Annotated in this window: 23 protein-coding genes; 13 read left to right on the top strand and 10 right to left on the bottom strand. The window is 69.4% G+C overall.

What is annotated here, in order from left to right:
- The first annotated feature begins 77 nt into the window (after positions 1–77).
- Positions 78–281, top strand: coding sequence for a hypothetical protein (locus ACFYO1_RS10160; RefSeq protein ID WP_387229009.1), 204 nt, complete (start codon positions 78–80; stop codon positions 279–281).
- Here ACFYO1_RS10160 and ACFYO1_RS10165 read toward each other — a convergent pair.
- The 6 genes from ACFYO1_RS10165 to mftR all read right to left on the bottom strand — a co-directional run bounded on the left by ACFYO1_RS10165 (position 278) and on the right by mftR (position 5,695).
- Positions 278–2,620 (bottom strand): SpoIIE family protein phosphatase, encoded by a 2,343-nt coding sequence (locus ACFYO1_RS10165; RefSeq protein ID WP_387229012.1) that lies wholly within the window; start codon positions 2,618–2,620, stop codon positions 278–280. The two genes, ACFYO1_RS10160 and ACFYO1_RS10165, sit on opposite strands and share 4 nt — an antisense overlap.
- A gap of 13 nt (positions 2,621–2,633) precedes the next feature.
- The gene (locus ACFYO1_RS10170) at positions 2,634–3,269 is read right to left on the bottom strand and encodes a SpoIIE family protein phosphatase (protein ID WP_387229014.1); all 636 of its coding nucleotides are present in this window, start codon (positions 3,267–3,269) and stop codon (positions 2,634–2,636) included.
- Positions 3,262–3,675, bottom strand: a complete 414-nt coding sequence (locus ACFYO1_RS10175) for an ATP-binding protein (RefSeq protein WP_387229016.1) — start codon at positions 3,673–3,675, stop codon at positions 3,262–3,264. The genes ACFYO1_RS10170 and ACFYO1_RS10175 overlap by 8 nt, the downstream gene beginning before the upstream one ends.
- The gene (locus ACFYO1_RS10180; RefSeq protein ID WP_107660644.1) at positions 3,665–4,054 is read right to left on the bottom strand and encodes an STAS domain-containing protein; all 390 of its coding nucleotides are present in this window, start codon (positions 4,052–4,054) and stop codon (positions 3,665–3,667) included. The genes ACFYO1_RS10175 and ACFYO1_RS10180 overlap by 11 nt, the downstream gene beginning before the upstream one ends.
- Positions 4,055–4,068: 14 nt before the next feature.
- Entirely contained in the window at positions 4,069–4,974 is a 906-nt protein-coding gene (locus ACFYO1_RS10185) for an STAS domain-containing protein (protein WP_040735778.1), read from the bottom strand.
- 127 nt (positions 4,975–5,101) lie between these two features.
- Complete coding sequence (gene mftR / locus ACFYO1_RS10190; RefSeq protein ID WP_387229019.1) at positions 5,102–5,695, bottom strand: mycofactocin system transcriptional regulator; 594 nt, start codon at positions 5,693–5,695, stop codon at positions 5,102–5,104.
- A gap of 40 nt (positions 5,696–5,735) precedes the next feature.
- On the opposite strand from mftR, the gene mftE reads away from it, so the two are divergent.
- Together mftE and mftD are read left to right on the top strand one after the other, a co-directional pair.
- On the top strand, positions 5,736–6,491 hold the full coding sequence (gene mftE, locus ACFYO1_RS10195) for a mycofactocin biosynthesis peptidyl-dipeptidase MftE (protein ID WP_387229021.1): 756 nt from the start codon (positions 5,736–5,738) through the stop codon (positions 6,489–6,491).
- Positions 6,488–7,738, top strand: a complete 1,251-nt coding sequence (gene mftD / locus ACFYO1_RS10200) for a pre-mycofactocin synthase MftD (RefSeq protein ID WP_387229023.1) — start codon at positions 6,488–6,490, stop codon at positions 7,736–7,738. The genes mftE and mftD overlap by 4 nt, the downstream gene beginning before the upstream one ends.
- A gap of 4 nt (positions 7,739–7,742) precedes the next feature.
- On the opposite strand, the gene ACFYO1_RS10205 is transcribed toward mftD, so the two are convergent.
- On the bottom strand, positions 7,743–8,213 hold the full coding sequence (locus ACFYO1_RS10205; RefSeq protein WP_150404525.1) for a MarR family winged helix-turn-helix transcriptional regulator: 471 nt from the start codon (positions 8,211–8,213) through the stop codon (positions 7,743–7,745).
- Between the two features lie 258 nt (positions 8,214–8,471).
- Between ACFYO1_RS10205 and ACFYO1_RS10210 the strand changes: the two genes are divergently transcribed.
- A complete protein-coding gene (locus ACFYO1_RS10210; protein ID WP_387229026.1) occupies positions 8,472–10,148 on the top strand; it encodes a fumarate hydratase in 1,677 nt (558 codons plus the stop codon).
- A 34-nt stretch (positions 10,149–10,182) separates the two neighbouring features.
- Here the strand turns inward: ACFYO1_RS10210 and ACFYO1_RS10215 are convergent, their stop codons facing one another.
- The gene (locus ACFYO1_RS10215) at positions 10,183–11,274 is read right to left on the bottom strand and encodes an alkane 1-monooxygenase (protein ID WP_387229028.1); all 1,092 of its coding nucleotides are present in this window, start codon (positions 11,272–11,274) and stop codon (positions 10,183–10,185) included.
- Positions 11,275–11,547: 273 nt separating this feature from the next.
- On the opposite strand from ACFYO1_RS10215, the gene ACFYO1_RS10220 reads away from it, so the two are divergent.
- From ACFYO1_RS10220 to ACFYO1_RS10240, 5 genes are all read left to right on the top strand, one after another.
- The gene (locus ACFYO1_RS10220; protein WP_387229030.1) at positions 11,548–12,405 is read left to right on the top strand and encodes a class I SAM-dependent methyltransferase; all 858 of its coding nucleotides are present in this window, start codon (positions 11,548–11,550) and stop codon (positions 12,403–12,405) included.
- A 281-nt stretch (positions 12,406–12,686) separates the two neighbouring features.
- Complete coding sequence (locus tag ACFYO1_RS10225; RefSeq protein ID WP_387229032.1) at positions 12,687–13,154, top strand: hypothetical protein; 468 nt, start codon at positions 12,687–12,689, stop codon at positions 13,152–13,154.
- A 463-nt stretch (positions 13,155–13,617) separates the two neighbouring features.
- Positions 13,618–13,878, top strand: coding sequence for a hypothetical protein (locus ACFYO1_RS10230; RefSeq protein ID WP_387229034.1), 261 nt, complete (start codon positions 13,618–13,620; stop codon positions 13,876–13,878).
- Positions 13,875–14,198, top strand: coding sequence for a hypothetical protein (locus ACFYO1_RS10235; protein WP_387229036.1), 324 nt, complete (start codon positions 13,875–13,877; stop codon positions 14,196–14,198). The genes ACFYO1_RS10230 and ACFYO1_RS10235 overlap by 4 nt, the downstream gene beginning before the upstream one ends.
- A gap of 136 nt (positions 14,199–14,334) precedes the next feature.
- Positions 14,335–14,781, top strand: a complete 447-nt coding sequence (locus ACFYO1_RS10240) for a M15 family metallopeptidase (protein WP_387231818.1) — start codon at positions 14,335–14,337, stop codon at positions 14,779–14,781.
- On the opposite strand, the gene ACFYO1_RS10245 is transcribed toward ACFYO1_RS10240, so the two are convergent.
- Positions 14,778–15,662, bottom strand: a complete 885-nt coding sequence (locus ACFYO1_RS10245) for an NAD(P)-dependent oxidoreductase (RefSeq protein WP_387229039.1) — start codon at positions 15,660–15,662, stop codon at positions 14,778–14,780. The two genes, ACFYO1_RS10240 and ACFYO1_RS10245, sit on opposite strands and share 4 nt — an antisense overlap.
- 94 nt (positions 15,663–15,756) lie before the next feature.
- Between ACFYO1_RS10245 and ACFYO1_RS10250 the strand changes: the two genes are divergently transcribed.
- The 4 genes from ACFYO1_RS10250 (at position 15,757) to ACFYO1_RS10265 (ending at position 20,878) form a co-directional block, all read left to right on the top strand.
- Positions 15,757–16,407: a TetR/AcrR family transcriptional regulator gene (locus ACFYO1_RS10250; protein ID WP_387229041.1), complete on the top strand. Its 651-nt coding sequence runs from the start codon at positions 15,757–15,759 to the stop codon at positions 16,405–16,407.
- 53 nt (positions 16,408–16,460) lie between these two features.
- Positions 16,461–18,065, top strand: a complete 1,605-nt coding sequence (locus tag ACFYO1_RS10255; protein ID WP_387229043.1) for an FAD-dependent oxidoreductase — start codon at positions 16,461–16,463, stop codon at positions 18,063–18,065.
- A 404-nt stretch (positions 18,066–18,469) separates the two neighbouring features.
- Entirely contained in the window at positions 18,470–19,459 is a 990-nt protein-coding gene (locus tag ACFYO1_RS10260) for an alpha/beta hydrolase (RefSeq protein ID WP_387229045.1), read from the top strand.
- A gap of 27 nt (positions 19,460–19,486) precedes the next feature.
- On the top strand, positions 19,487–20,878 hold the full coding sequence (locus ACFYO1_RS10265; RefSeq protein ID WP_387229048.1) for a serine hydrolase domain-containing protein: 1,392 nt from the start codon (positions 19,487–19,489) through the stop codon (positions 20,876–20,878).
- Between the two features lie 50 nt (positions 20,879–20,928).
- Here ACFYO1_RS10265 and ACFYO1_RS10270 read toward each other — a convergent pair whose 3' ends face one another.
- Positions 20,929–25,113, bottom strand: a complete 4,185-nt coding sequence (locus tag ACFYO1_RS10270) for a TIGR02680 family protein (RefSeq protein WP_387229050.1) — start codon at positions 25,111–25,113, stop codon at positions 20,929–20,931.

The raw sequence follows: 25,113 nt of genomic DNA on the forward strand, positions 1-25,113 counted from the left end.
GGGGTCCGTGCTGGCGGTAATTCGACGCGGCGGCGGTCCAGCAGGCGGCGCAGCTCGCCGACGGCAAGATGATCGGCGTGAACGGCGGAACCATGGCCCGGCAATGTCTGGAACTCGGTCTGCTGGAAGGGATCTGGGTGGATATGGTGCCGGTCGTGCTCGGGGGCGGAGTGCCGTTCTTCGATCGGGTCGGCGTGGCGCCGTACCTGCTGGACAACCCGACGGTGATTCCCGGTGAACGAGTCACACACCTGCGCTACGGGATTCGGCGGGAGGGTTAGCCGGTGATGCGGCGGTTGATGCCGCGCAACGGGTTTGCCACCGGGAAGGTGATGGCGGGCAGGGTGACCGACATGCGGACGCGGGTGCCGGGGCCGGTGTGGTCGATGTCGAGCTCCTCGGTGAGGGCGCGCATCATGTCGATGCCGCGGCCGCGGTAGCCGGGGTCGGCCGAGCGGGGCTTCCAGCTGCCGGCGTCCTCGACGGTGATCACCACCGTCTCGGTGTTGCAGGTCGCGGTCAACTCGACCCGGTTGACGTCGCCGGACGGGTCGCGCAGGGCGCGGGCGACGCGGCCCATCGAGCGGTCGGTGCTCTCCGGGCGGCCGGTCGGCACGGCGCCGTTGCGGTAGGCGTGCTCGATGCTGTTGCTGCACGCCTCGTTGGTGGCGGCGACCAGATCGGAGGCGAGATCGTGCGGCACCGCGGCGGCGGCCAGCCATGCCTTGAGCGTACGGCGCAGCGCCGCAAGCTCATCCGCGTGCGCGGGCACCTCCAGGCGCAGCGGCGCGGGCGGCTGGCGGTACACCACCATGGCGACGTCGTCGTCGTAGCCCGCGGCGGGGCGCAGGCGCGAGAGCACCGCGTCGGCCACCTCGCGGGGCAGCTTGGCGGAGGTGCCGGAGAGCACGTCGGCGATCTTGGCGAAGCTGTCGTCGATGTCGACGCCGCGCTGTTCGACGAGGCCGTCGGTGAACAGCACCAGGGTCGAGCCCGGCGTCAGCGCCGTGGTCGCCTCCGGGCGGCGCGGCGTCTCGAAGGTGGCGAGGGGGAACGACCGCCCGCCTTCCAGCAGACGACCGGTGGCGTCGACATCGGCCAGGATCGGCGGCATGTGACCTGCGCTGCTGTAGCGGACGAGCCCGCGCACCGGGTCGAGGACCGCGGCGCACACGGTCGTGCACATCGCGCCGGGAATCCGCCCGGCGACGGTGTCCAGCTCGGCGAGCAACTGCGCCGGCCCGGCCCCGCGCAACAGCAAAGCCTGTGCGGCCGTACGCAATTGACCCATCACCACGGCGGCGGACAGGCCACGGCCGACGCAGTCGCCGACCACGACGCCGATGGTGCCGTCGCGCAACGGGACCACGTCGTACCAGTCGCCGCCGATCTCCAGCGGCGGCAGCGCCGGCTCGTAGTGCACCGAGAACCGCGGCGGCAGTTCGATCGGACCGAGCATGGCGCGCTGCAGGGTCAGCGAGGTCGAGCGGGCCTGATCGAAGTTGCGCGCCCGCTGCACCGCGAGGCTCAGGTGCCCGATCAGCAGCGAGAACAGGGTCCAGTCGGCGGCGCTGATCGCGCGCGGCGCGGCGAAGCGCAACCACAGTGCGGCGTCACCGGTTTCGCCGAGCGGCGCGACGATGCCCTCGGAACTGTCGGTGCCCTCCGGGATCGCGAACAGGCTGCGTCCGGGTCTGCGTCTGGCCCGGTCGAGCATGGCCCGTGCGCGCGCGTCCAATTCGGCGCTCTCCGGGCCGTTGGCGCCCTCCGCACCGGAGACGTACACCTCCGGCTCGACGTGCCTGCTCGGCCACACCGACACCACGGCCGTCTGCGCGCCGACCGTGCGCCGCAGTTCGTCGAGCCCGACCGCGAGCACCTCGACCACGCTGGTCGCCGCGCCCACCGCGGTGGCCAGCCGCGACGCGGCCTGGTCGCGGGCCTGCGCGTCGTGCTCGGCGGTGACGTCGCGAATGGTGCCGACGAAGATGCGTTCGTTGTTCTCCGGCTTGACCAAGGCGCTGGTGCTCACCGCGAGCCACAGCGAGCGCCCGTCCCGATGCCGGATCGGGATGACGAAACGCAGTGCCTCCGTGCCGAGATCGGGATAGCGCGGCCCCTCCGGCATCGACCACGGATGCGGCAGCGGGTAGGGCACGTCGGCGGCGCCGTAACCGGTCAGCGCGCCGAACGCGGAGTTGACCTCGATGATCGCGCCCTGCGAATCGGCGACGAAGAAGCCGTCCTGTAGCGACTCCACCAGCGCGGTGCGGAAGGCGTCGCGGCCGGCCAGATCGTCCGCGCGGGTGCGCTGTTGCTCATACCGCCCGACTCCGTCGAGGTAGCCGCGGGTCGCGATGTCCAGGGCGGCAAGGGTTTGCAGCAGGAACTCCAGCGCCGACTCGGCCAGCCGGGAATCCGGTTTGCCGAGGCCCGCGTCGTGCTCGGCGGCCTGCACCACCCGGAAGTGGTGCTCGTTGAGATCGAGCAGGCTGATGCCCTCGACCAGCGCGCGCCGGCCGAGCTCGTACCCCTCGGCCAGGGTCCCCTGCGTCGGTGAATCCAGGTGCCGCCGTAGCGCTTTCGCGTACTCGTCGAGGAACTCGGCCAATGCGGTCATAACGCGCGGCCCCTCATGACGCGGGGCCCTGCGCCGAACCGCGGTGGCGGGCGGCGAGCACCAGTGCGTCGTCGGTGTCCTTGGCGTGCTTGCCGAGGATGTCGGCGGTGATGTCCGCGGTCGACTTGGACAGGTCGATCGCGTCGGCGGACTCGGTGACGATGCCGTCGGTGGACATCAGCAGCAGGTCGCCGGGGCGCACGTGAATGGTCTGCGGTTGCAGATTCTGCGGTAGTCGGTAACCGACTATGCCCGCGGTGAGCAGGATGGTCGCGCGCACGGCCAGACCGGCGGGACTCACGGTGAGCACCCGGGATTCGACGTTGCCCACGCCGAGCCAGCGCACCGTGTCGCTCGGATCGAACAGCGCGAGCGAGACCGCGGCGCCGCGGGTGTCGGCCATGGCCCGATGACAGAGCACCATCAGCACGTCCAATGGTTCGGCGCGGTTCTCCGAGAGCACCTGCGCGGCCCGGTCGGCGGCGTCGGCCGCCGGCGCGCCGTGGCCGAGCCCGTCCAGGACGGCGAAAAGGACGGTGCCGCCGCCGGTGTCGAGGATGAGGCCGCGATCACCGGAGACGCGCTGGCCGGGGAGTGCGCGACCGGCCACCGCCCACTCGATTCGGCCGATGAACCCGTCTTCATGCACCGTTGGGTACCCACTTCCACATCTCCACCAACGTGCCCTTGCCAGGCGCGGAATCGACGAGCAGCCGATCCATCAGCCTGCGCGCGCCGGGAAGACCGAGTCCTAGTCCGCGCCCGGTCGAATAGCCATCCTCGAGTGCGCGGGGGATGTCGATGATGCCGGGCCCCTGGTCCTCGGCCTGCACCACCAGCGCCTGCCTGCCCTCGCGGTCGTCGACCAGCAGGCGGATCTCGCCGCTGCCCGCGTAACTGGTGATGTTGCGGGCGATTTCGGAGATCGCCGTGGAGATCATGGTGCGGTCTGTCAGTGTGAATCCGAGCTTCGCTGCCAGTTCGCGGCCAGCCTGACGTGCGATCACGATGTCGCCCGACACTCTGACCGCTATCACCAGGTTCTCAGCGGCCACTGTCACGACCGTCCCGCTGGCGTGGGGAGGCGGTCTTCTTGTTCAGCCAGGCCAGACCCTCTTCGAGATCGAGGGCGGTGTGCATGTCCTCGAACGTCAGCCCCAATTGCACCATGGCGAACGCGACTTCCGGCTGCAGCCCGACGATCACCGTTTCGGCGCCGCGCAGCTGCGTCATGTGCGCGATGGTACGCAACGATCTCGCCGCGAAGGAATCCATGATGTCGATCGCGGTGACGTCGACGATGATGCCGTGTGCCCGGTATTTGCTGACCTGTTTCATCAGGTCGTCCTGCAGGCGTTCGGTATCGGCGTCGGTCAACGCTGATTGAACCGACGCGATGAGATAAGTGCCCTGTTTGAGAATCGGTACCGGCATCTGCCCGCCCTGATCTAGCGGCCGTCGCGTTCGGTAACCCGTTCGGCGACTCGGGAAACCTCGTAACCCAGCAGACGTTCGGCTTCCTCGATGCCGCCCTGGAGGTCGCCGACCGCGTTCATCTTGGACAGGTCCAGGCCGATGGTGACCAGGGTCAGCGCGATCTCCGAGGACAGTCCGGTGATGATCACGTTCGCGCCCATCAGTCCGGACGCGTCGACGGTCTGCACCAGGTGGTTGGCCACGGTCGAGTCGATCTGCGGCACACCGGTGATGTCGATGACGACCACCTTGGCGCGGTTGGCCCGGATCGCGCGCAGCAACTGCTCGGTGAGCTGGCGCGCGCGCTGGCTGTCCAGCACGCCGATGATAGGGAGAATCAGCAGCTGTTCACGCACCTGGAGAACAGGCGTGGACAGCTCGCGGATCGCCTCCTGCTGCTGGCGGATGACGCGCTCGCGTTCCTGGACGAAGGAGACGCCCACGGTGTTGGCGATGCGGTTGGCCGCGGGCTCGTAGGCGTCCAGGACCGCGTTCAGTAACTGGAAGTCGGCCTGGTACTTCTCGAACAGCGAGCGGGCCAGCACGTCGCGCAGCAGCAGCACGATGCCGAGGACCTCGTCGGTTTCGACGCCTCTGGGAATGATGCGTTCGGACAGGTCGCGGGCGTAGGCCTGCAGCGCCTCGACGCTACCGGTCTCGAGCACCTCGACGTAGTTGTCGTAGACGGAGGTCGCCTCGGAGAAGATCTCCTCCGGGGTCATCGCGGTCAGGAGCTGAGCGTCGGTGATGCGGCGAGCCCACTCCTCACGCAGCGCGGTGCGGTTCTGGCGCAGATGCTCGACCAGCTGCGGAAGCAGGTTGTCGACCGGTCCCGCGGTCAGCGAATCCGCCGAAAGGCTCATGGACACCTCGGACATGGAAACTCCTGCCCCTTTCGACGGTTTGAGTCGGGATCATCGTGCGTCTCGGCCGTGAGGCCGACACCGAGCCTAGTCATACCCCAGCTGGGTTGCCGATGAAACCTGCCGGTTGTTCGCTTGCGATTCACGGCCGGGGGGCGAAACCGCGTTCCAGTCCGCGCAGCGCCTCCTCCAGATAGACGGTGAGATCGGCGTCGGCGCGGGCCAGCCAGGCGTCGAACGCGGCGCGGGCCGCGGCCAGGGTGGTGCGTCCGACGGCCAGCGGGATCAAGGCGTTATCCGGCTCGCCCAGTCGGCGGGCGGCGAAGTCGCTGACCGCGCGCTCCCATGCGTCGTAGTGCGCGCCCGCGGTGGCGGCCAGCGCCGGGATGGTGGCGACCAGTTGCATGCGGGTGCGTAGCTCGGGCACGTCCTCGGCCCGATATCGATTGGCGTTCACCACAACCCGACGCACCGCGGTCATCATCGGAACATCGTCGGGCACCTCGGCGAAGGCGGTGCGCAGAGCGGCGACTTCGTCATCGAACTGGTACCAGAGCACCTCGGCCTTGGTGGGGAAGTAGCGGAAGAAGGTGCGACCGCTGATCCCGGCGGCGGCGGCGATCTGCTCGACGGTGGTGTCCTCGAAGCCCTGCTCGGTGAACAGTCGCATGGCGATCAGTTCGAGTTCGCGTTTGCTGGTTCCGCGCGGGCGGCCGCGGGTGGTCCTGGCTGGCACGGCTATTGATTATGTCAGTGACTGACGATAATCTCCGGATATGTTCGAAAGTGTCGCAGACCACAGCGGCGGGCCGGCCGATCAGGCCCGCGCGGTGGCCGATCTCACCTGGCCGGAGGCCGGGGAGCGGGCGGCCGCGGACGCGATTCTCGCGGTGGCGGTCGGCGCGACCGAACAGCACGGACCGCATCTGCCGTTGTCCACCGACACCGACATCGCCGCGGCCCTGTGCGCGCGGCTGGCCGCTGCCCGGCCGGATGTGCTTGTCGCACCGGCCATCCCGTACGGCGCCAGCGGCGAGCACGCGGGCTTCCCCGGCACCCTGTCCATCGGGCAGGCCGCGCTGGAACTGCTGGTGGTCGAGCTGTGCCGCTCGGCGACCGACACCTTCGACCGCATCCTGCTCGTCAACTGGCACGGCGGCAACCTCGAACCGCTGCGCCGCGCGGAAACGTTGCTGCGCGGCGAATCCCGCGACGTGCGCGTGTATCTGCCGCGCTACCAAGGCGATCCGCACGCGGGCCGCGCCGAAACCGCGGTGCAACTGGCGCTCACGCCGGACCGGGTGCGGCTCGACCGCGCCGAAGCCGGCGACGTCCGCCCGCTCGCCCAGCTCATGCCGCTGCTGCGCGACGCGGGAGTGCGCTCGGTCAGCGCCAACGGCGTGCTCGGCGATCCCACCGGCGCCGACGCCGACGAGGGCGTCGCGCTGCTCGACCACCTGACCACCGACCTGCTCGACCGAACCCGGCTGTGGTGGCCGGTAGCCGCTCCCGAAAGGACCCTCCGACCATGAACCCGTGGTTCGAAACCGTTGCCGAAGCGCAGCGGCGTGCTAAGAAGAGACTGCCGAAGTCGGTGTACGGCGCGCTGATCGCCGGATCCGAGCGCGGTCAGACGATCGAGGACAACCAGCAGGCGTTCACCGAACTCGGTTTCGCGCCGCACGTCGCCGGCGCCATCGGCGCGCGCGACCAGTCGACCACCGTTCTCGGGCAACACCTTTCGATGCCGGTCATGATCTCGCCGACCGGCGTGCAGGCCGTGCACCCGGATGGTGAAGTGGCCGTGGCCCGTGCGGCCGCCGCGCGCGGAATCGCGATGGGGCTCAGCTCCTTTGCCAGCAAGCCGATCGAAGAGGTCATCGCGGCCAATCCGGCGACCTTCTTCCAGATGTACTGGTGCGGCGGCAAAGACGAGATCCTGCAGCGGATGGCACGGGCGCAGGCGGCCGGCGCGGTGGGGCTGATCCTGACCCTGGACTGGTCGTTCTCGCACGGCCGGGACTGGGGGAGCCCGGTCATCCCGGAGAAGCTCGACCTGCGCACCATGCTGAAGTTCGCGCCGCAGACCCTGGCCAGGCCGCGCTGGCTGGCCACCTACGCCAAGTCCGGGCACATCCCGGATCTCACCGCGCCGAACATGGCCGTCGGCGACGGCCCGGCGCCCGGGTTCTTCGGCGCCTACGGCGAATGGATGGGCACGCCGCCGCCGGATTGGGCAGACGTGCAATGGATTTGCGACCAGTGGGACGGCCCGGTGATGCTCAAGGGCGTCATCCGGGTCGACGACGCGCTGCGTGCGGTCGACGCGGGCGTGGCCGCTATCTCGGTGTCCAACCACGGCGGCAACAACCTGGACGGGACGCCCGCCGCCATCCGGGCGCTGCCCGCTGTGGCCGGCGCGGTGGGGTCGCAGATCGAGGTGGTGCTCGACGGCGGCATCCGGCGCGGCAGCGACGTGGTCAAGGCGGTCGCACTCGGAGCCCGCGCGGTGATGATCGGACGCGGGTATCTGTGGGGCCTGGCCGCGAACGGGCAGGCGGGGGTGGAGAACGTCCTCGACATCCTGCGCGGTGGAATCGATTCGGCGCTGCTCGGCCTGCGCAAAACCAGCGTCGCCGAACTGGATCGCGGCGACCTCGTGGTGCCCGCTGGGTTCGAGCGCGCGCTCGGCCTGCCCGTCGGCCATCGCGAAACCGGCGGCGGGGCAAGCGAATCCGCGGAGCCGGCGGCGCGGGAGGCGGCCAGCGCCTCCGCCTGAGCGCTCAGTTCTCGCTCGGCGTTTGCCGATGATGCGCGAGCAAGGTGTCGTAGATGTCGGCGAGCGCGGCCAGCTGCTGCCGGTCGAGAATGTCGATCATGTGCTTGCGCACGCTGACCACGTGCGCGGGCGCGGCGCCGGTCAGCACCTCGGCGCCGCGCGGGGTCAGCCGGGCCGCGGTGCGGCGCGCGTCGTCGGGGATCGGTTCGCGGACAACGAGTCCGCGCTTCTCCATCCGGGTGATCTGATGCGACAACCTGCTCTGCGACCACTCGAGCTGCGCGGCGAGATCGGCGAAGGTGCAGCGGTGCTCCGGGGTCTTGCTCAGGAAGGCCAGCACCGAGTATTCGACATAGGTGAGATTCGATTCGCGCGTCGAGTCTCGCCCGACCGCCGCGGCGATGAGGTCGCGGGTGCGCACAAAGCCCACCCAGGCGCGCATTTCGACGTCATCGAGCCAATGGGGATCGGTCACGATAGCGCTCCAAACTCTGGCGTTCATACATTGTCGCGCGTCGTTGTGTGTCGCGCGACGGTTGTTGCGGCGATGGGACGCTTGGACGTCCTAACGCTTTTGTGTGGAACGACAGGTAGCACCCCCGGGGTTGAACGTGCAACCTTTTGTGTCAACTGCTAGAGATAAGCCTTGCCTAACCAGCGTGTGACGTAGCCGGGTGGATACGCTCGCTGTGCCTGTGACCAGCCCTGCCCCCGCCCGAAGGAGTGCGTTCCCGTGACCGCCCCGGACTTTCGCTATTCAGACCTGCTGCCGATCGGCGCGGACGACACCTCGTATCGGTTGCTCACCACCGAGGGCGTGCACACCTTCGAGGCCGGCGGCCGCACCTTTCTGCAGGTCGAGCCCGAGGCGCTGCGCCTGCTGACCGCCGAGGCGATGCACGACATCAGCCACTACCTGCGGCCGACCCACCTGGCGCAGCTGCGCAAGATCATCGACGACCCCGAGTCCAGCGGCAACGACCGCTTCGTCGCGCTGGACCTGCTCAAGAACGTGAACATCTCCGCGGGTGGCATCCTGCCGATGTGCCAGGACACCGGCACCGCGATCGTCATGGGCAAGAAGTCCGAGGGCGTGCTGACCGGCGTGGACGACGCCGAATGGATCAGCCGCGGCGTCTACGACGCCTACACCAAGCTGAACCTGCGCTATTCCCAGCTCGCCCCGATCACCATGTGGGACGAGAAGAACACCGGGTCCAACCTGCCCGCGCAGATCGAGTTGTATTCCACGGCAGGCGATCCCGCGCATCCGGCGTACAAGTTCCTGTTCATGGCCAAGGGTGGCGGTTCGGCGAACAAGTCGTTCCTGTACCAGGAGACCAAGGCCGTGCTGAACCCCACGCGCATGCTGGAGTTCCTGGACGAGAAGATCCGTTCGCTCGGCACCGCGGCCTGCCCGCCTTACCACCTCGCCGTGGTGATCGGCGGTACCAGCGCCGAATTCGCTTTGAAGACGGCCAAATACGCGTCCGCGCACTACCTGGACAACCTGCCCACCGAGGGATCGCTCGCCGCGCACGGATTCCGGGATCTGGAGCTGGAGGAGGAGGTCTTCAAGCTCACCCAATCCTTCGGCATCGGTGCGCAATTCGGCGGCAAGTACTTCTGCCACGACGTGCGCGTCGTGCGGCTGCCCCGGCACGGCGCCAGCTGCCCGGTGGCCATCGCGGTGTCCTGCTCGGCCGACCGGCAGGCGCTGGCCAAGATCACGGCCGAGGGCGTGTTCCTGGAGCAGCTCGAACGCGAGCCCGCGCACTACCTGCCCGAGCAGACCGATTCGATCCTCGGCGGCGACGTGGTGCGGATCGACCTGAACCGGCCGATGTCGGAAATCCGCGCCGAGCTGTCGAAATACCCGGTGAAGACCCGGCTCTCGCTCACCGGCCCGCTGGTCGTCGCCCGCGACATCGCGCACGCCAAGATCAAGGAACGCCTCGACGCCGGCGAGCCGATGCCGCAGTACCTGCGCGACATGGCCGTCTACTACGCGGGCCCGGCCAAGACGCCGGAGGGTTACGCCTCCGGCTCCTTCGGCCCGACCACCGCGGGCCGGATGGACTCCTACGTCGACCAGTTCCAGGCGGCCGGCGGCTCGCACGTCATGCTGGCCAAGGGCAACCGCTCAGCCCAGGTGACCAAGGCGTGCCACGAGCACGGCGGCTTCTACCTCGGCTCGATCGGCGGCCCCGCCGCCCGCCTCGCCCTCGACTGCATCAAGTCCGTCGAGGTCCTCGAATACCCCGAACTGGGCATGGAAGCCGTGTGGAAGATCGAGGTCGAGGACTTCCCCGCGTTCATCGTCGTGGACGACAAGGGCAACGACTTCTTCGCCGAAACGCAGAAGCCGATCGCGCTGCGCGTGCGCACCCGCTCGGCGGAACGGGTCTGATGTACCCGGCTGATCGTCGCGTGGGGCGCGACGATCAGCCGGTTGCCCGTCGGTATGCCAGGGTTGCGCGCAGCCGGCCCTGCTTGGTCGGCTGGACGTTGGCCAAGGTGATGTCGCCGTCGTAGTGGGCGAGCACGCGGTGGTCCATCACGATGCGCCACAGCGGGGGGATGGCCGCGAGCACGACCATGGTCGCGTACCCCGCGGGCAGTTGCGGCGCCTCGGTCGAGCTGCGAAGAGTCTGGTACCGGCGTCCAGGATTGGCATGATGGTCGCTGTGCCGCTGCAGGTGGAACAGGAAGATGTTGGTGACCAGGCGGTCGCTGTTCCAGCTGTCGCGCGGCGAGCAGCGGGCGTAGCGTCCGTTGCCGCGCCGGGCGCGCAGCAGACCGTAGTGCTCGACGTAGTTCACCGTCTCCAGCAGCGCGATGCCGATCACGGCCTGCAGCGCGAGCCAGGGCAGGATATGCCAGCCGAACAGCGCGACCAGGGTGCCGAACAGCACCACGGTCATCGCCCACGCCTGCAAGATGTGGTTGTCGATGTCCCACCAGCCGCGGTCCTTGCGCGCGAGCCGCTCGCGCTCGAGCCGGATGGCCGAGCGGAAGCCGCCACTCACACTGCGCGGCAGGAACTCCCAGAGCGATTCGCCGAGCCGGGCGCTGGCCGGATCCTCCGGCGTCGCGACCCGTACATGATGGCCGCGGTTGTGTTCGACGAAGAAGTGGCCGTAACCCGATTGGGCGAGGGCGATTTTCGCCAGCCAGCGTTCCAGGTGCTCGACCCGGTGCCCGAGTTCGTGCGCGGCGTTGATGCCGATGCCGCTGACGAAACCGAGCGTCGCGGCCAGGCCGAGCTTGTCCACCACGGTGAGTTCGTCACCGGCCCACAGGTAGCTCGCGATGCCGAGCCCGAACAGCTGGATCGGCAGGAAAAGATACGTGCACCAGCGGTAATAGCGGTCCCCGGAGAGCAGCTCGTAGTCCTCTTCACGCGGGTTCGCGCCGTCCTCGCCGACCACCCAATCCAGCACCGGGATGACGATCAACACGATGATCGGGCCGATCCACCAGAACACCGGCGCGCCGGTGTGCAGCACGAGCTGCGAGGGGAGCAGTGCGCACATAGGCGCGATCAGGCCGAGCATCCACAGCGGGCGCTTGCGGTCCTGGCCTCGGGGCTGACGACGGTTGATCTGCTTGCTTCTTTCCCTGAGATTCCGGCGCCGGGCAACCGTAATCTGTTGAGACTGCTGAATTATCCACTGTGCGTTTGTTGGTTGTGATAGCTGAGTCGCCGCCACCATGGATCTCGTTACCGGTGTGGAGCGAAAGCGTTCCGAATTGTGACAGGTCGCTCCACTCAGCAGGGCAAACGGGGTCGTGCCAGACTGGGCGGTATGGCCGGAGGGCAAGCACCGATCGCGAATGTGTCGGACACCGCGCGCTGGGTGGCCGCGTATCGTGCGCGCGAGACCGCGCGTCCCGACGCGCTGTTCCAGGATCCGCTGGCCGATCGGCTGGCCGGCGAACACGGGCACGCCATCGTCGACCGGGCGCCGCGCATCATGCGCGACGGCTGGTCCGTGGTCACTCGGACGAAACTCATCGACGACCTGATCGCGAAGTCGATCGCCGAGGGCTGCGACCGGGTGTTGAACCTGGCGGCCGGGTTGGACACCCGCCCGTACCGGCTCGCGCTGCCCGCCGGTTTCGTCTGGGTCGAGGCCGATCTGCCCGAGCTGCTCGCGGAGAAGGAGCGTGCGCTGGCGGGGGAGACCCCGCACGGCGTATTGATCCGGCGCGCAGTCGATCTCGCCGATCCGTCGGCCCGGGACAGGTTCCTCGACGAGGCGCTCGGCGCGCTCGGACCGGCGAGTGCGCCCGCGACCAAGGCGCTGGTGCTCACCGAGGGGCTGCTGTTCTATCTCGACGAGGCGACTGTCGCCGACCTGGCCCACGCTCTGACCAGGCCGGAAATCGCCTGGTGGATGACCGATCTCGCGTTCCGGATGGACCGCATGCGGACCAGCGCGATGTTCGAGAACGCGCCGATGAAGTTCGACCCGGCCGACGGCCTCGCCTTCTTCGGCAAGCTCGGCTGGCAGCCGGTCGACAGCGCGAACCTGCTCGTGCACGCGCGCAAACTGCGCCGCGCCCCCTGGTATCTGCGACCGTTCAGCTACCTCCCGCAGCCCGACCCGCGCAAGCCCCTGCGCAACCCGTGGTCGGCGGTGGTTCGCTTCCGGCCGGAATAGGTCGCCGGACCGGATCGCCATCGCCGGTCGGGGTTGCTGGCATCTCGGCCGGAAGGGCGGCCGCGCCGGACCCCGTGGCACCCGATTTCGCCGCCGCTGGGCGGCGAGTATGGGCCCTGAGCTGGACGTTCGATTTTCGTGGAGGCTTTTGTGCGGACACACAAATGTCACCCCGATCGCCGGGGTGATGCCGCGGGTTCGCGAGGCACCCTTAGCGATGTACATCGTTGATTCCAAAGGGTGCCGTTCATCGCAGATGCCATTGAAGGTCGAGGAGGGCAATGAGTACGTCCAGGGTCATCACGACAACACTGCGTCTCTCGCAATCCGCCAGCCGCCGGCTGGCCGCACGTGCCGCGCGCGAGGGTACTACTTCTACCGCATTGCTCGACCGCCTCATCCGGGAGGGCGTCGATCAGCTCGACCATCCCGGCATCGTGTTCCGCGGGCCGATGAACGACCGGCGCGCCGCCCTGGTCGCCGGCCCGGACGTGTGGGAAGTCGTTGCCCGCCTACAAGAATTGGACGGTCCGGTCGAGCGCCGCATCGAGGTGCTGAGCGCGAAGTCCAGCCTGCACTCCACCAAGATCAAGATCGCCATCGCCTACGCGCGCGACCACGGCCGCGAGATCATCGAGCGGATCGGGCGCAATCGTGAAGCGGCCGAGGCGATTCGCCGTCCGGCGCCGATGCGCCCCTCGGTCGCCGAGCGGGACTACCTCACCCTGGTCACTCCGCTGCGCGAGTGATTCGTCCGGATTACCCGGTGCCGTAGTCGAATTGTCCGTTGTAGTGGCTGTTCACATCGATGGGGAGCGAATGTGGACACTTTCGCCGCCTGTGCACAAACCGCTCGGCCTGCGGACGAACACCTTCCTTCAGCCCGGGGTGTCGTCCGCAGCCGGATCGGGGGATGTGGGCGAGACCGGTACGGTCGTGAAACTCGGGAAACCACCGCAATTTTCGCGAATCGGACTGGTAGCAACCCGTCGATACTGTGATCCACAACACTGGGATAGATTGTGGATAACTTCCGTTCCTTGTGGATGAAGCATTTGCCACGCAACGGATTTCGGGTAAGCATGGGCCATGCCTATCGACTATGACTCCTCGTCAACTCATCCAGGGCGCCGGATCTCGGCGCCGAGTGTGACCGATTCGTGGCAACCAACACCGACGGCCCATGGTATGGCCGGTGGTATGGTGAGACATATGGCGACGCGGAAGATCACGCTCACGGTCGATGAGGCGGTGCTGGCGGATTTGCAGCAGGGTGCCGCCGCCGCCGGGATGCAACTCTCGCCATATTTCGCCCGTTGCGCACACAGTTGGATGCTGTACCAAGACGCCATCCGCTCGGCGGCTCGCGACCGCAGCCTCGGCATGCACGACCTCGACGTGGCCGAGACGGAGCTTGCCGAGCTACACGCGGCGGACGCAGACGCTGAGACGCGTCGCGGTCCGCGCGCATGAGGCGCGGCGAGGTCTACGAGTTCGAGCGCGACCGCCCTTCCCGCGAGCACGATCCACGCACGCCATACCGAGTCGTCGTCTCGGCGGACTACCGCCTGCCCGACGAGCGTGTCCGGGTGCTGACCGCGCCCGTCGAATGCCTGGACCCGCAGTCGATGGTCGCGGTCGAGCTCGGCAGCGACGACCCGGTGGCCGGGTGGGTCAGGGTCGATCTGATCACCAGTACCTACCGGCCGTGGTTGTCCGGGCCACTGGGCGAGCTGAGCGTCGCGACCATGGAGAGCCTGTCCGCGAAGCTTCGAATCGAGCTCGACCTCTGAGTGTCGGCGGCGACTTCGGTTGTCGCCGGCCTCGGCCGTTACCATCGCCGACATGGTGTTGCGGAGTGGTGTGCGGAATCGGCTGGCGCTCGGGCTACCGGTGGCGGTGTTGCCCGCGCTGGTCGCGACGGGTTTGATGGCGCCGCAGGCGGCGGCGGAGCAGGGTGTGGCGATCGATCAGCGGGAGGCGCTGGGGTCGGCGGCCGGGACCGAGGGGCTGGAGCCGCGGCTCGCGGTGGCGTACACGCTGGCCGAGACCGAGGCGCACGCGCAGGGCGTGCCGCTGTCGATCACCTCTGGATACCGCACGCCGGGCGAACAGCAGCAGCTGTGGGACAACGGACTGGCCACCTACGGCAGCCCGGATGTGGCGCGCCGGTGGGTGCTGCCGCCCGAGGAGTCGACCCACGTGTCGGGCAAGGCGGTCGACGTCGGCCCGCTCGAAGGGGCGCAGTGGCTGGAGGCCAACGGAACCCGCTGGGGCCTGTGCCGGATGTACGACAACGAGTGGTGGCATTTCGAGTTGAACACCGTGCCCGGCGGGGTCTGCCCGCCGATGCGCCCGGACGCCAGCAGCCGCTAGCGAGGCCGCATCCCGCGCAGTAGATCGATGACCTTGGTCTCGTCGAGCTCGCCGTAACCGGCGTCGACGAGCCGGCTGAAGATGTCGTGCGCGGCATGGCCCAGCGCGGCCGGTCCCTGCAGGTCGTCGGACAGCTCGAGGCCGATGCGGGTGTCCTTCAGGCGCAGCGTGCCGGTGAAGGCGATCTCGCGGTCGTGCACCCCGTCGAGCATCAAGCGGCCGACGCGCGCCACGTTGGGGCTCCCGGAAATGCTGCCGGCCAGGGTGTCGACGACGGTCGCCAGGTCGAGTCCGGCCAGCTCCGCGACGCGCAGGGCCTCCGCCGTCGCCGCGATCTGGATCGAGCCGAACAGGTTCTGCACCAGCTTGTACGCGGTGCCCGCGCCGACCGCGCCGAAGTGAATGATGTTGGTGCACAGCGGTTCCAGCAGCGGCCGGGCGGCGTCGAGGTCGGCGGGTCCGGCGCCGACGAAGAGGGTCAACGCGCCGGTCGCCGCCGCGGACGGCAGCCCGGTGACCGGGGAGTCGAGGTATCGAAGCCCTTGTGCACCGGCCTGTTTCGCCAGCTGCAACACCCACGGCCGGGAGATGGTCGAGCACTCCACCGCGAATGCGCCCGGCGCGAGATCCGCCGCCAGCGCGCCGTCCGCACCGAGCCACACCGCTCGGGACGCCTCGTCATCGGCCACCATCGAAATGACCGCGTCGGCCCCGTCCGCTGCCGCCCGCGGTGTCGCCGCGCCCACCGCCCCGGCCGAAATCAGTTCCGCCGCTTTGCCGGCCGACCGATTGAACACGGCCACCTCGTGCCCGGCGGCCAGCAGGCGCGCCGCCATCCCCGACCCCATCCGACCCGCCCCGAGAAAGCCTATCTTCGCCATCCTGGCACCCTACCGAGCCCCGGTAGGCCATTCGTGATCGTGGAACCGGGCTCGGGTCGCCGGTGCCTGGACCATCAGCTGTCAGACTGCGGAGATGAACGATTCGGTGCGGCGCCGCGGGCGCCCGGCCAGGCTCTCGCGGGACGCGATCCTGCTGGCCGCGCAGGAAATCGTCGAGTCCGCCGGGATCGACGCGCTGACCATGCGGGCCGTCGCGGAGCGCCTGTCCAGCTCGCCGATGGCGATCTACCGGCACGTCCGGGACAAGGACGAACTGCTGCTGTTGCTGCTCGACCGGGCCGCGGCCGCCCTCGAACGCCCGGAACTGCCCGCGGATCCACGGCAGCGTTTGCGGGTGCTCTGGCGGTTCCTGCACGACGAGCTCGTCGCGCGCCCGTGGCTGGTCGGCGTGCTCGCGAGCGGCGACCTGGCCGGCCGATCGATTCTGTGGTTGCTGGAGGAGATCTTGCAGGCGTTCATGGCGTCCGGGCTCACCGTGGTTCAGGCGGGGGCCGCGTATCGCACGGTGTGGCAGTACACGGTCGGCGTGCTGACCATTCGCATCGCCACCGAGCGCACCGCCGCCGCGCTGGATCGCCCGCGCTTCCAGTCCGAGATGATCGCCGCCGCCGACCCGGGGCAGACCCCGGCCGTCGCCGCGATCGGGGGCGCGTGGCCGCACGCCTTCGACAACTACGATTTCGGGCTGAACGCACTGCTAGAAGGCTTGATTTCGAGCTCTTGACAAGTCCCTCGCCTATTTTGTGTACTTATACGCAAATAGGCGAGGAGAGAGTCATGATCGAAGCGGACGTGGTGGTGATCGGCTCCGGCGCGGCCGGTTTGGCGGCGGCGCTGGCCGCGGCCGACGGGGGAGCCGAGGTGGTGGTGCTGGAGGCGTCGGCGCGCTGGGGCGGATCGACCGCGGTCTCCGGCGGGCAGGTGTGGGCCCCGGCCAACCATCGGATGATCGAGGCGGGCTTCGCCGACTCGGCCGAGGAGGCGCTGACCTACTGCCGGGCCGCGGCGCCCGGACGCGATGACACCCTGGTGGAGACGTTCGTGCGGACCGTGCCCGAGGTGGTGCGTTTCCTCGAGGAGCACTCGCCGATCCGGTTCACGCCGGTGCCGTCCTACCCGGACACCTTCGTCGAACTGCCCGGCGGCAAGACCGCCAGGCACGTCGAAGTGGTGCCGCAGGACCTCGGCGATCTCGGCGACCTGTCCGAACTGGTGTGGCCCGTACCGTTTTTCGCGCCGGTGCTGACCAATCAGGAGGCGATGGAAACCCACCTGTTCGCCGGCGGTCCGCCGCCGATGGAGCTGATCGCGCGGCGCGTGTCCGCCGGGGTGGTGACGCTGGGCGCCGGCCTCGTCGTCGGCCTGCTGCACGGCTGCCGGAAGGCGGGCGTTCACCTCATCCGGGACTGTCGAGTGACCGAGCTGGTCCGCGACGGCGACGGCCGCGTCACCGGGGTGCGCACCGGCGATCCGCTGCGTTCGGTGCGCGCGGACCGCGGCGTCGTGCTCGCGTCCGGCGGTTTCGAACACGACCCGGTGCTGCGCGCGCAACTGCTGTCCGGGCCGCTCACCCATCCGGTGACGCCGCCGATCCAGCACGGCGATGGCCTGCGGATGGCCGGACAGGTCGGCGCGGCCCTGGCCTACACCGGCGAATACTGGTCCTGGCCCGCCTATCAGGCGCCCGGCCGGGCCTGGCCGGATCCGGCAGGCACCGCGCAGCCGCAACTCGCCATCACGGAACGTTCGGTGCCGCACGTGTTGTGGGTGAACCCGGCGGGCCGCCGCTTCGTCAACGAGGCCAGCCACAACTGCGCGGCCGCCTTCGCCGAACTCGATCCCAACACCCACCACCCGCGTAACCTGCCCGCCTGGGCGATCGGCGACGCGCGGTTCCGGGCCAGGTACTCGGTCGCGGGCATCCCCGCCGGCACGCCTGCCCCGGACTGGCTGATCACCGCCGGCAGCATCGCCGAACTCGCCGGGCTCCTCGGGATCGACCCGAAAGCGCTGGAGCGCACCATCGCTCGGTTCAACACCATGGCCGAGGCCGGCCGCGACGACGACTTCCAGCGCGGCCGCACGCGCTACGAACACGCCTTCGGCGACCCGTCCGCCGCGCACCCCAATCTCGGACCGGTAAGCGAGCCACCGTTTTTCGCCCTCCCCGTCTACCCGAGCGCCGTCGGCACCAAGGGCGGCCCGCGCACCGGCAGCCGCGCGCGCGTCCTCGACTGGTCCGGCAACCCCATCCCCGGCCTCTACGCCGCGGGCAACGCGGCCGCCGCCGTCTTCGGCCCCGGCACCTTCGCCGGCGGCCTGACCGTGGCCTCCGCCCTGACCTGGGGCTGGATCGCCGGCCGCGATCTCGCGGCCCGTTGATATCGGGAAATCCGCGCCCCCACTCGGATCTGCGCTCCTAGGGATCCGCACCCCACTATTCATCGGCACCCCATTGCGGATCTGCGCCCCTACCAGGGATCCGAGCGCTCGCTCGTGACCTGCGCGCTCGCTCGCTACCTACCTACCTACGCCTTCGCTCGTGACCTGCACCCTCACTCGGGATCTGCACTCGGAATAGCGCCTATCTCGAGCGCGGACTCTGGGTGAGAGTGCAGATTTCGGCGTGCTGGGGCGCGGCGCGGCAAGCGCCCATTGTGTCGTGCGCCACTGGGAGGTACTCTCGCTGGAATTCGAGACTGAATGGTTTCACTATCAAAATGCGGAGATCCGGCGATGAGGCCGGGTGGATGAGGGAGTCCTCAATGATGAGGTGTGCCGCGTGGATGCGCTCGGGGGTCGCGATAGTGGTTGCGGCGGTGGCGATGTTGGTCGCGGCGCCCGCTGTCGGCGCGGACCCGCCGGAACCGGTTCCCACCGCGCAGAGCGTGTTCAACAAGCCCGGGCCCCATCCGGTCGCGACGCCGGTGCGCACGAATCCGTGCCAGGAATCGATCTGGGGGATGGCCGAGCACATCGTGGTGCACCTGTTCGGTAACCGCGACGACATGACCTGCACCCAGGCCTTTCCGAACGGCCTGGAATCGCCGATCGGGGTGAACACCTACTATCCGGCCGACCTCGCCGAACTCCCCGCCGCGCCGCTGGTGGTGTTCACCGGCGGCATCATCGCCAATCCGGGCATGTACGACGCGCTCGCGCGGCAGTGGGCGAGCAACGGCTTCGTCGTGGTGATCCCCTTCGACTTCTTCAACTCCCTCGCCTACGTGCCTGCCATCGGCGTCGCCGCCGCGGTCATCGCGAATCGGGACCCGAAGTCCCCGCTGTACAACAAGATCGATCTGAGCCGGACGATCTTCGGGGGTCATTCCGGCGGCGGGCAGGCGTCGCTGCAAGCGGGAACTCTGTTCCCCGGTGTCGCCGCGGCGATCGACCCGGCCATGCGGGTGCGCGGTGTGCTGGCCATCGAGCCCGGCCCGCTGGCGGTAGGCGCGCTGGTGTCGGTGCCGACGCTGTTCCTCACCGGCTACAACGATTGGGTGGTGCCCGACTTCGCCTGGGTGCGCTGGTGGCAGTACAACCTAACCTTCCAGGCACCGGCGTGGATCGCCAATGCCCGTGGGGTGAGCCACTTCTCGCCGGTCGATGGACTGGACAACTACCTGTCCGCGGGGACCGCGCTGGCCTGGCTGCGCTACCAGGCGTTCGGCGACGACGTGGCCAAGGACTATTTCGTCGGACCGAACTGGCGGCTGCCCGCCGACAAGACGTACTTCAGCGTCGAGCGCAACGCGCTCGCCGGCGCGTTGAACTGACCAGGGGACAACAGAAATGGGTCGAGTATGAGATTCCGTCGGGCATGGGCAGGTGCGCTCGGCGCCACCGCATTGGTCACCTCCGCGCTGGTATGTCCCGGCGCAACGGCGGATCCCGGTATCGCGTGTGCCGAACCTGCTGCGGGACAAGCGGTTCAACGCACCGATCCGGCGACGGCCGGACTAAACCCGGCCGCGCTGACCGACGCGATCGATTTCGGCGCCGCCAAGGGCGCGTACGCGATTCAGGTGTACCGGCACGGCTGCCTGGTCGGTGACCGCACCGGCACCGGCAATCTGCCCGCGCCGCTGGCCAGTTCGTCGAAGGGGGTCGCCTCGGTCGCGGTCGGCCGCGCGATCACCCTGGGCTACTTCGGCCTCGACGATCCGCTCGGCAAGTTCTTCCCGCAGGCCGACGCCGCGCATGCCGCGCTGACCGTGCGTCAGGTGCTGAATCAAACCACCGGCCTGCGCTTCACCTGGGCCGCCGATATCGCGGGCATCGCCACCGACGAGGTACTCCAGACCCTGGAAACCCCGCCGGCTTTCGCACCGGGCACCACCTTCCAATACGCGCAGGCCGTGCTCGCATTGCTGCCGAAGATCGTGGAAATCACCACCGGGATGGACTTCCAGGACTTCGTCCAGCGGGAGGTCATGCAGCCGTTGGGCATTGCCCGCGACCAATGGGTCTGGCTGCGCGATCGCAGCGGAAACACCGCCGTCAACGGCGGACTCGCCATGCGCGCCGACGACCTGGCCCGCCTCGGCCTGCTCCTGCTGCACGAAGGCCGCTGGGGCGGAGCGCAACTCATCGATCCCGACTACATCCGGCAGGCGCGGCAGCCGACCGACGCCAACGGCGGCTACGGATTCCTGTTCTGGCTCAACGCCGGCGACTCCTACAAGACCGCCACCGTGCCGACGGCCAAGGTGTTCGACCACCCGATGTTCCCCGGCGCACCCCGCGACCTGTACGCCTTCGTCGGCGCGCTCGGCCAGTTCAACGTGGTGATCCCCAGCCGCGACATGGTGATCGTCCGGCTCGGCGTGCCCGGCGGTATCGATACCGGCAACGTGCAGACCTCTCTCGCGGCCGAATCCAACCCGGACAACAAGGAATTCCTGCGCCGCGTCGTCGCCGCGGTCACCGACGTCCCCGCCGAACCCGCCGACGACCCGTACCGCTACGGCGACCACTTCGGCCCCATCATCGGCGACCTCGACGACCTCGCCTTCTGGGTAGACCCCGAACACACCGCCCAAATCCTGCTCGGCGTCGGCCCCTACGCCCCGTCGAACTGCAATGTCCTCTGGTGCAACGGAAAACTCGTCCCCCAGGACATCTTCTCCGCCATGCTCGACTCCACCGGCCAGATCGTCGCCGCGCTGCTCGGCCTCGGACACGGACCTCGGTAGCCCCGGTCGAGGGCCTCGCCCGGGTTCAACAGTCCGACTTCCCGCACCACTCAGCTGACGGGGGTGAGTTCGAGGGCGCCTTCGATGGTGGTGGGGAGGCGGCGGCGGTTGGGGGAGCCGAGGGCGGCGGTGAGGTCGGTGCCGTCGTGTTCGGCGAGGAGGTCGCCGCTGTCCCAGACCAGGAGGGTTGCGCTGACGGTGTTTTCGGCGGCGGCGTGGGCGAGGTCGTAGTGTGCGCAGCCGGGGACGTGAGGGTAGGTGATCCACAGGTCGTAGCCGGTCATGAACAGGTCGAGGTCGAATTGCACGCTGAGGCCGAGCAATTCGCTGCGGCCGTTGTCGTCGACGCCGGCGAACGCCTCGTCCAGCGCGAGCAGGCGGGGGGCCTGCGGATCGGCCGAGTCGAGCATGACGTGCGCGGCGGCGAACAGCGGCAGGTGCAGCGAGACCGACTGCTCGCCGCCGGAGAGCGCGCTGTGCCTGGCCACGGTGAGCTTGTCCTCGCTGCCGTCCGCGGAGATCAGGGTGAACGAGAACACCCGCCAGGTGCGGTAATCCAGGGTGGCGGCGAGGATCTCCGGGTAGGAGCGCTCCGGGTGCGCGGCCCGGGCGGCGCGGATCTCGGACGCGAAATGCGCACGGATGGTGGCCAGTTCGTCCGCGCCGAGGGCCGAGGCGTCGCGGTCGAGCAGCTTGCACATGGCCCGCGCCGGATCGGACAACGTATCGGCCAGCACCCAGTGCACGCCGATGGTGTTGCCGGAGGACATCCGGCGTTGCTTCATCTCCGCGCCCATCCTGGCGATGAGATCGCGGGCGTCGCTGGTGCGTTCGTAGATCTGCTGGGCCAGCCCGGTGAGCAGTGCGTCCTCCAGGATGCGCCGCTCGGCGTCGGTGAGCAGCAGCTCCTGATCCTTGCGCGCGGCGTCGATGCGGGCTGCGAAGTCGGCCAGGGCGGACATGCCGTCGTCGTCCTGCACTTGCACCACGGTCAGCCCGTCGGCGGCGTCCCACTGCAACCGGTAGTCGCGACCGGATCCGGACAGCGCCGCGTCGAACTCCTGCAACGCCGCCGTCACCGCACTGCGCGTCGACTTGCGCGTCGCCTCGCTGGCCCGCACCGACGACGTTGCGGCGGTGAGGCTTTCGAAGAGTTCGGCGACCTCGTCCGGCAGCACCTGCGGCTCGGCCGCCGGGCCGGCCTGGGAAATCCGGTAGAGCAGCTGCTCGGGCGTGGACCAGGCGGCCTCGCTGCTCGGCCAGCGCCCCTCGGACGTCGCGCCGAGCAGGCGGAGCAGATCCGGGCGGGCATACGGGGCAAGGGCTTTCACGTCGGCGAGCACCTCGGTCAGTGCGGTGCCGAGTGATTCGTGCGCGGTCCGGTAGGCCGCCTCGGCGTCGCCGATCGCCTCGATGGCCTCGTTGGCGGCCTTGCGCGCGGCCTTCTGCTCGGCCTTGGTCGCCTCGATCTTGGCGCGCGCCTTCTCCAGTTCCTGATCGATGTCGGCGGCGCCCGCGCCCAATGCCTCGCGCAGGGTTTCGAGCTTGCGCAGCTGCTCCTGATAGCCGGACTTGGCCGCCTCGGCCTCCTCGGCGAACGCCTCGGCCAGGTCCTTGGCCTCGTCGTGCCGGTCGGAGCCCTCACGTTCGCGTTCGCGTTCCCGCTCGTGTTCGGTGCGCAACCGCAGCAGGCCGGTGCCGGTGTTCTCGAAATGGCGGATGGCGGCGGCCAAGGCGTCGAGTTCGCGCGGCTCGCGCGGGGTCCGGTGCTTGGCCGCGGCGGCGCGCAGCTTCTTCTCGACCGCGGTGGTCTCGGCGACGGCTTGGTCGAGGTCGCGCTCGGCCTGGGCGGCCGCCTCGGACCGGGAGCGCATCAGGCCCGCGGTCTCGGAGACCGCGCGCAGCGCGGTGGTGACCGCGGTGGCGCGCGGCAATGCCTTGGCGGCGGCTGAGATTCGGGCCAGCTCGGTGGTGGCCTCGGTCTCCTGATCCATGGCGCCGCGCTGTGCCTCGTGTGCCGCCTCCAGTGCGGCCGCGAGTTCGGTCAGCCGGTGTTCGCGGCGGCGCGCCCTGGCGGTGGCGCCGATGAACTCGGCGTCGGTCTTGTGATGCCTGCCGACCTGCACGCCCTGCCGGAAGGCGCCCGCGGCGCTCACCGCGAGGCCACCGGCCGGGTCGCCCTTGCCCTCGTGCAGGGCGATGGAGGCGAGCACGTCGGCGACGGCCTGTCGCGGGACCGTCAGCTCTGCCGAATCCTCCTCGACCACAAGCACGTCGGCGAGGGTGCGGCCCTTCGGCCGTTCCTTCGCCGGGAGCGGGACCAGGAACTGGTCCGACTCGTACTTCGCGGGCGGTTCGGCGCAGATCCAGCCGTCGAGCAGATCGGCGGCATGCAGCGCGGCCTCGATACCGGCGGCTGTCCGCGGCTCGACGTCGTCGGCGAAGCGGACCAGCCGCCACAGCGGGGCGCCCGCCCGGTCGTCTGCCGCGCGCACTCTGGCCGCGAAAGCCGGTGGCGCGTCGTCGCTTTGCGCGGCGACGCGGTCGCGTTCGGCGGTCAGCTCGGCGATCTGCGCGCCCGCGGTCGCCGCGCGGGCGCGCGCCTCCTGACGGTCGTTGCGGATCTCGTCGATCAACGATTCGGTGCGCTCGGCCAGCACCTCGGCGACCGTCGCTTCTTCCGAACCCGCTTGTGCGAGTGCGGTATCCAGGTCTTCGAACAGTCCGTTGCCGAGCGGGGCGTAGACCTCCCGGTGCTGCTCCCACCAGCCGCGCAGCGCGCTGCTCGCCTCGGTGCGGGCCAGCACGACCGCGGCCTCGGCGTGCGCGACCTCGGCCGCCGCCGCCTCGCTCAGCTCCCGTGCGCGTTCGGCGAGCCGTTCGGCCCGGGTGCGCTCGGCGGCCGCGGTCTCCATGACCCCCATGGCCTGCCGGACCGCGCGCACGTCGGCGTCGCGCTCCTCGGCGTGCGCGCGCACCGTCGCGGTGAGCTGTTCGGCGCGCGCGTGCTCCGACAGCGCGGTCCAGTCGATCCCGGCTTCCTCTGCGGCGGAACGCAATTCGTCCTCGCCCCGGGCCAGCGCCGCGGCGGCGGTGCGGACCGCGGCGCGGGCGCGTTCGGCCTCCTGCGCCCGCTGATCGAGCGTTTGCCGCGCCTTCAGCGCCTTGTCGCCGTGCACGCCCGCCGAGGTCTCCAGGCGGCGGACCGCGTCGGCCAGATCGTCGAGCTGCTGTTTGCCCTCGTAGGCGCTGGAGCGCTGGATGTTCTCCCGGTCGCCGAGCGCCTGCTCGTAGGCGCGGTCGGCGTCCTCGGCGCGCGCCTCGGCGGCGGCCCGTTCGCCCTCGCGGCGCTCGCGCAGCGCGGTCGCGGCGAACAGCGCGGTGCTCGCGTGGGTGACCGCGTCCAGCCGGGTGCGCAGCTGGTCGACGTCCGTCTTGGCCTGTACCGCAAGGTATTTCCGATAGACGTCGACGAACGTCCTGGTGGCGCTGTCGGCGTGCACCAGGCCCTCCAGGGTGCGCCCGACCTCCTCCATATCGCTGAACGAGCGGGCCGCGTCCAGGATCAGCTGCTCGTCGAGCGGCCGCAGGCCGTCGGTGAGCGCCTGCGAAAGCCCGCGCGGGTCCAGGTTTTTCGCCAGCTGCGGGCGGCGCAGCGTGAGGATCAGGTTGATCAGCTGGTCGTAGCGCTGGGTGCCGAGCCCGAACATCCTGGCGTCGATGGCATTCCGGTATTCGACCGGACGGTCGACGATCGCGTCGGTGCCGATCTGCTCGGCCAGCTGCTTGCGGGTGAAGGGCCGGTCGTCGGGACCGATCAGGGAGAAGTCGATGCCGACGCGCCCATCGGCGACGAAGTACCAGCGCGTCACCTTGTCCGAGGAGCGGGTGGCGCGCATGCCGATGCCGACGGTCACCGCCTCCGCGTCGTCCCAGTCGCCGCGCGCGAACTCCATCCAGACATAGGAGTAGGCCGATTCCTGCTTGCGGTACAACAGGTTCGACTTCATCGTGCGCTCTTCGCCGGCGAACGGATTGAGCCTGCGCGGCTCGATCCGCCCGTCCAGCACGAACGGAAACAGCACTTCCAGGGCCTTGGTCTTGCCGGACCCGTTGGGGCCGCGCAGTACCAATCTGCCGTCGGCGAAGCAGAATTCCTGGTCGCGGTAGTCCCACAGGTTGACGATCCCGGCGCGGGTCGGGATGAACCGCACTCCGCCGTGAATGAGCGACAT

The organism is Nocardia sp. NPDC006044 (assembly GCF_042871115.1).
Taxonomy (GTDB): Bacteria; Actinomycetota; Actinomycetes; order Mycobacteriales; family Mycobacteriaceae; genus Nocardia.

Excerpts from the sequence above, each read along its gene's own strand:
- ACFYO1_RS10165 (WP_387229012.1), bottom strand. The coding sequence starts at position 2,620 with ATGACCGCATTGGCCGAGTTCCTCGACGAGTACGCGAAAGCGCTACGG.
- ACFYO1_RS10180 (WP_107660644.1), bottom strand. The coding sequence starts at position 4,054 with ATGCCGGTACCGATTCTCAAACAGGGCACTTATCTCATCGCGTCGGTT.
- ACFYO1_RS10185 (WP_040735778.1), bottom strand. The coding sequence starts at position 4,974 with ATGTCCGAGGTGTCCATGAGCCTTTCGGCGGATTCGCTGACCGCGGGA.
- mftE (WP_387229021.1), top strand. The coding sequence starts at position 5,736 with ATGTTCGAAAGTGTCGCAGACCACAGCGGCGGGCCGGCCGATCAGGCC.
- mftD (WP_387229023.1), top strand. The coding sequence starts at position 6,488 with ATGAACCCGTGGTTCGAAACCGTTGCCGAAGCGCAGCGGCGTGCTAAG.
- ACFYO1_RS10215 (WP_387229028.1), bottom strand. The coding sequence starts at position 11,274 with ATGTGCGCACTGCTCCCCTCGCAGCTCGTGCTGCACACCGGCGCGCCG.
- ACFYO1_RS10220 (WP_387229030.1), top strand. The coding sequence starts at position 11,548 with ATGGCCGGAGGGCAAGCACCGATCGCGAATGTGTCGGACACCGCGCGC.
- ACFYO1_RS10225 (WP_387229032.1), top strand. The coding sequence starts at position 12,687 with ATGAGTACGTCCAGGGTCATCACGACAACACTGCGTCTCTCGCAATCC.
- ACFYO1_RS10230 (WP_387229034.1), top strand. The coding sequence starts at position 13,618 with ATGGCGACGCGGAAGATCACGCTCACGGTCGATGAGGCGGTGCTGGCG.
- ACFYO1_RS10235 (WP_387229036.1), top strand. The coding sequence starts at position 13,875 with ATGAGGCGCGGCGAGGTCTACGAGTTCGAGCGCGACCGCCCTTCCCGC.
- ACFYO1_RS10240 (WP_387231818.1), top strand. The coding sequence starts at position 14,335 with ATGGCGCCGCAGGCGGCGGCGGAGCAGGGTGTGGCGATCGATCAGCGG.
- ACFYO1_RS10245 (WP_387229039.1), bottom strand. The coding sequence starts at position 15,662 with ATGGCGAAGATAGGCTTTCTCGGGGCGGGTCGGATGGGGTCGGGGATG.
- ACFYO1_RS10250 (WP_387229041.1), top strand. The coding sequence starts at position 15,757 with ATGAACGATTCGGTGCGGCGCCGCGGGCGCCCGGCCAGGCTCTCGCGG.
- ACFYO1_RS10255 (WP_387229043.1), top strand. The coding sequence starts at position 16,461 with ATGATCGAAGCGGACGTGGTGGTGATCGGCTCCGGCGCGGCCGGTTTG.
- ACFYO1_RS10260 (WP_387229045.1), top strand. The coding sequence starts at position 18,470 with ATGCGCTCGGGGGTCGCGATAGTGGTTGCGGCGGTGGCGATGTTGGTC.
- ACFYO1_RS10265 (WP_387229048.1), top strand. The coding sequence starts at position 19,487 with ATGAGATTCCGTCGGGCATGGGCAGGTGCGCTCGGCGCCACCGCATTG.
- ACFYO1_RS10270 (WP_387229050.1), bottom strand. The coding sequence starts at position 25,113 with ATGTCGCTCATTCACGGCGGAGTGCGGTTCATCCCGACCCGCGCCGGG.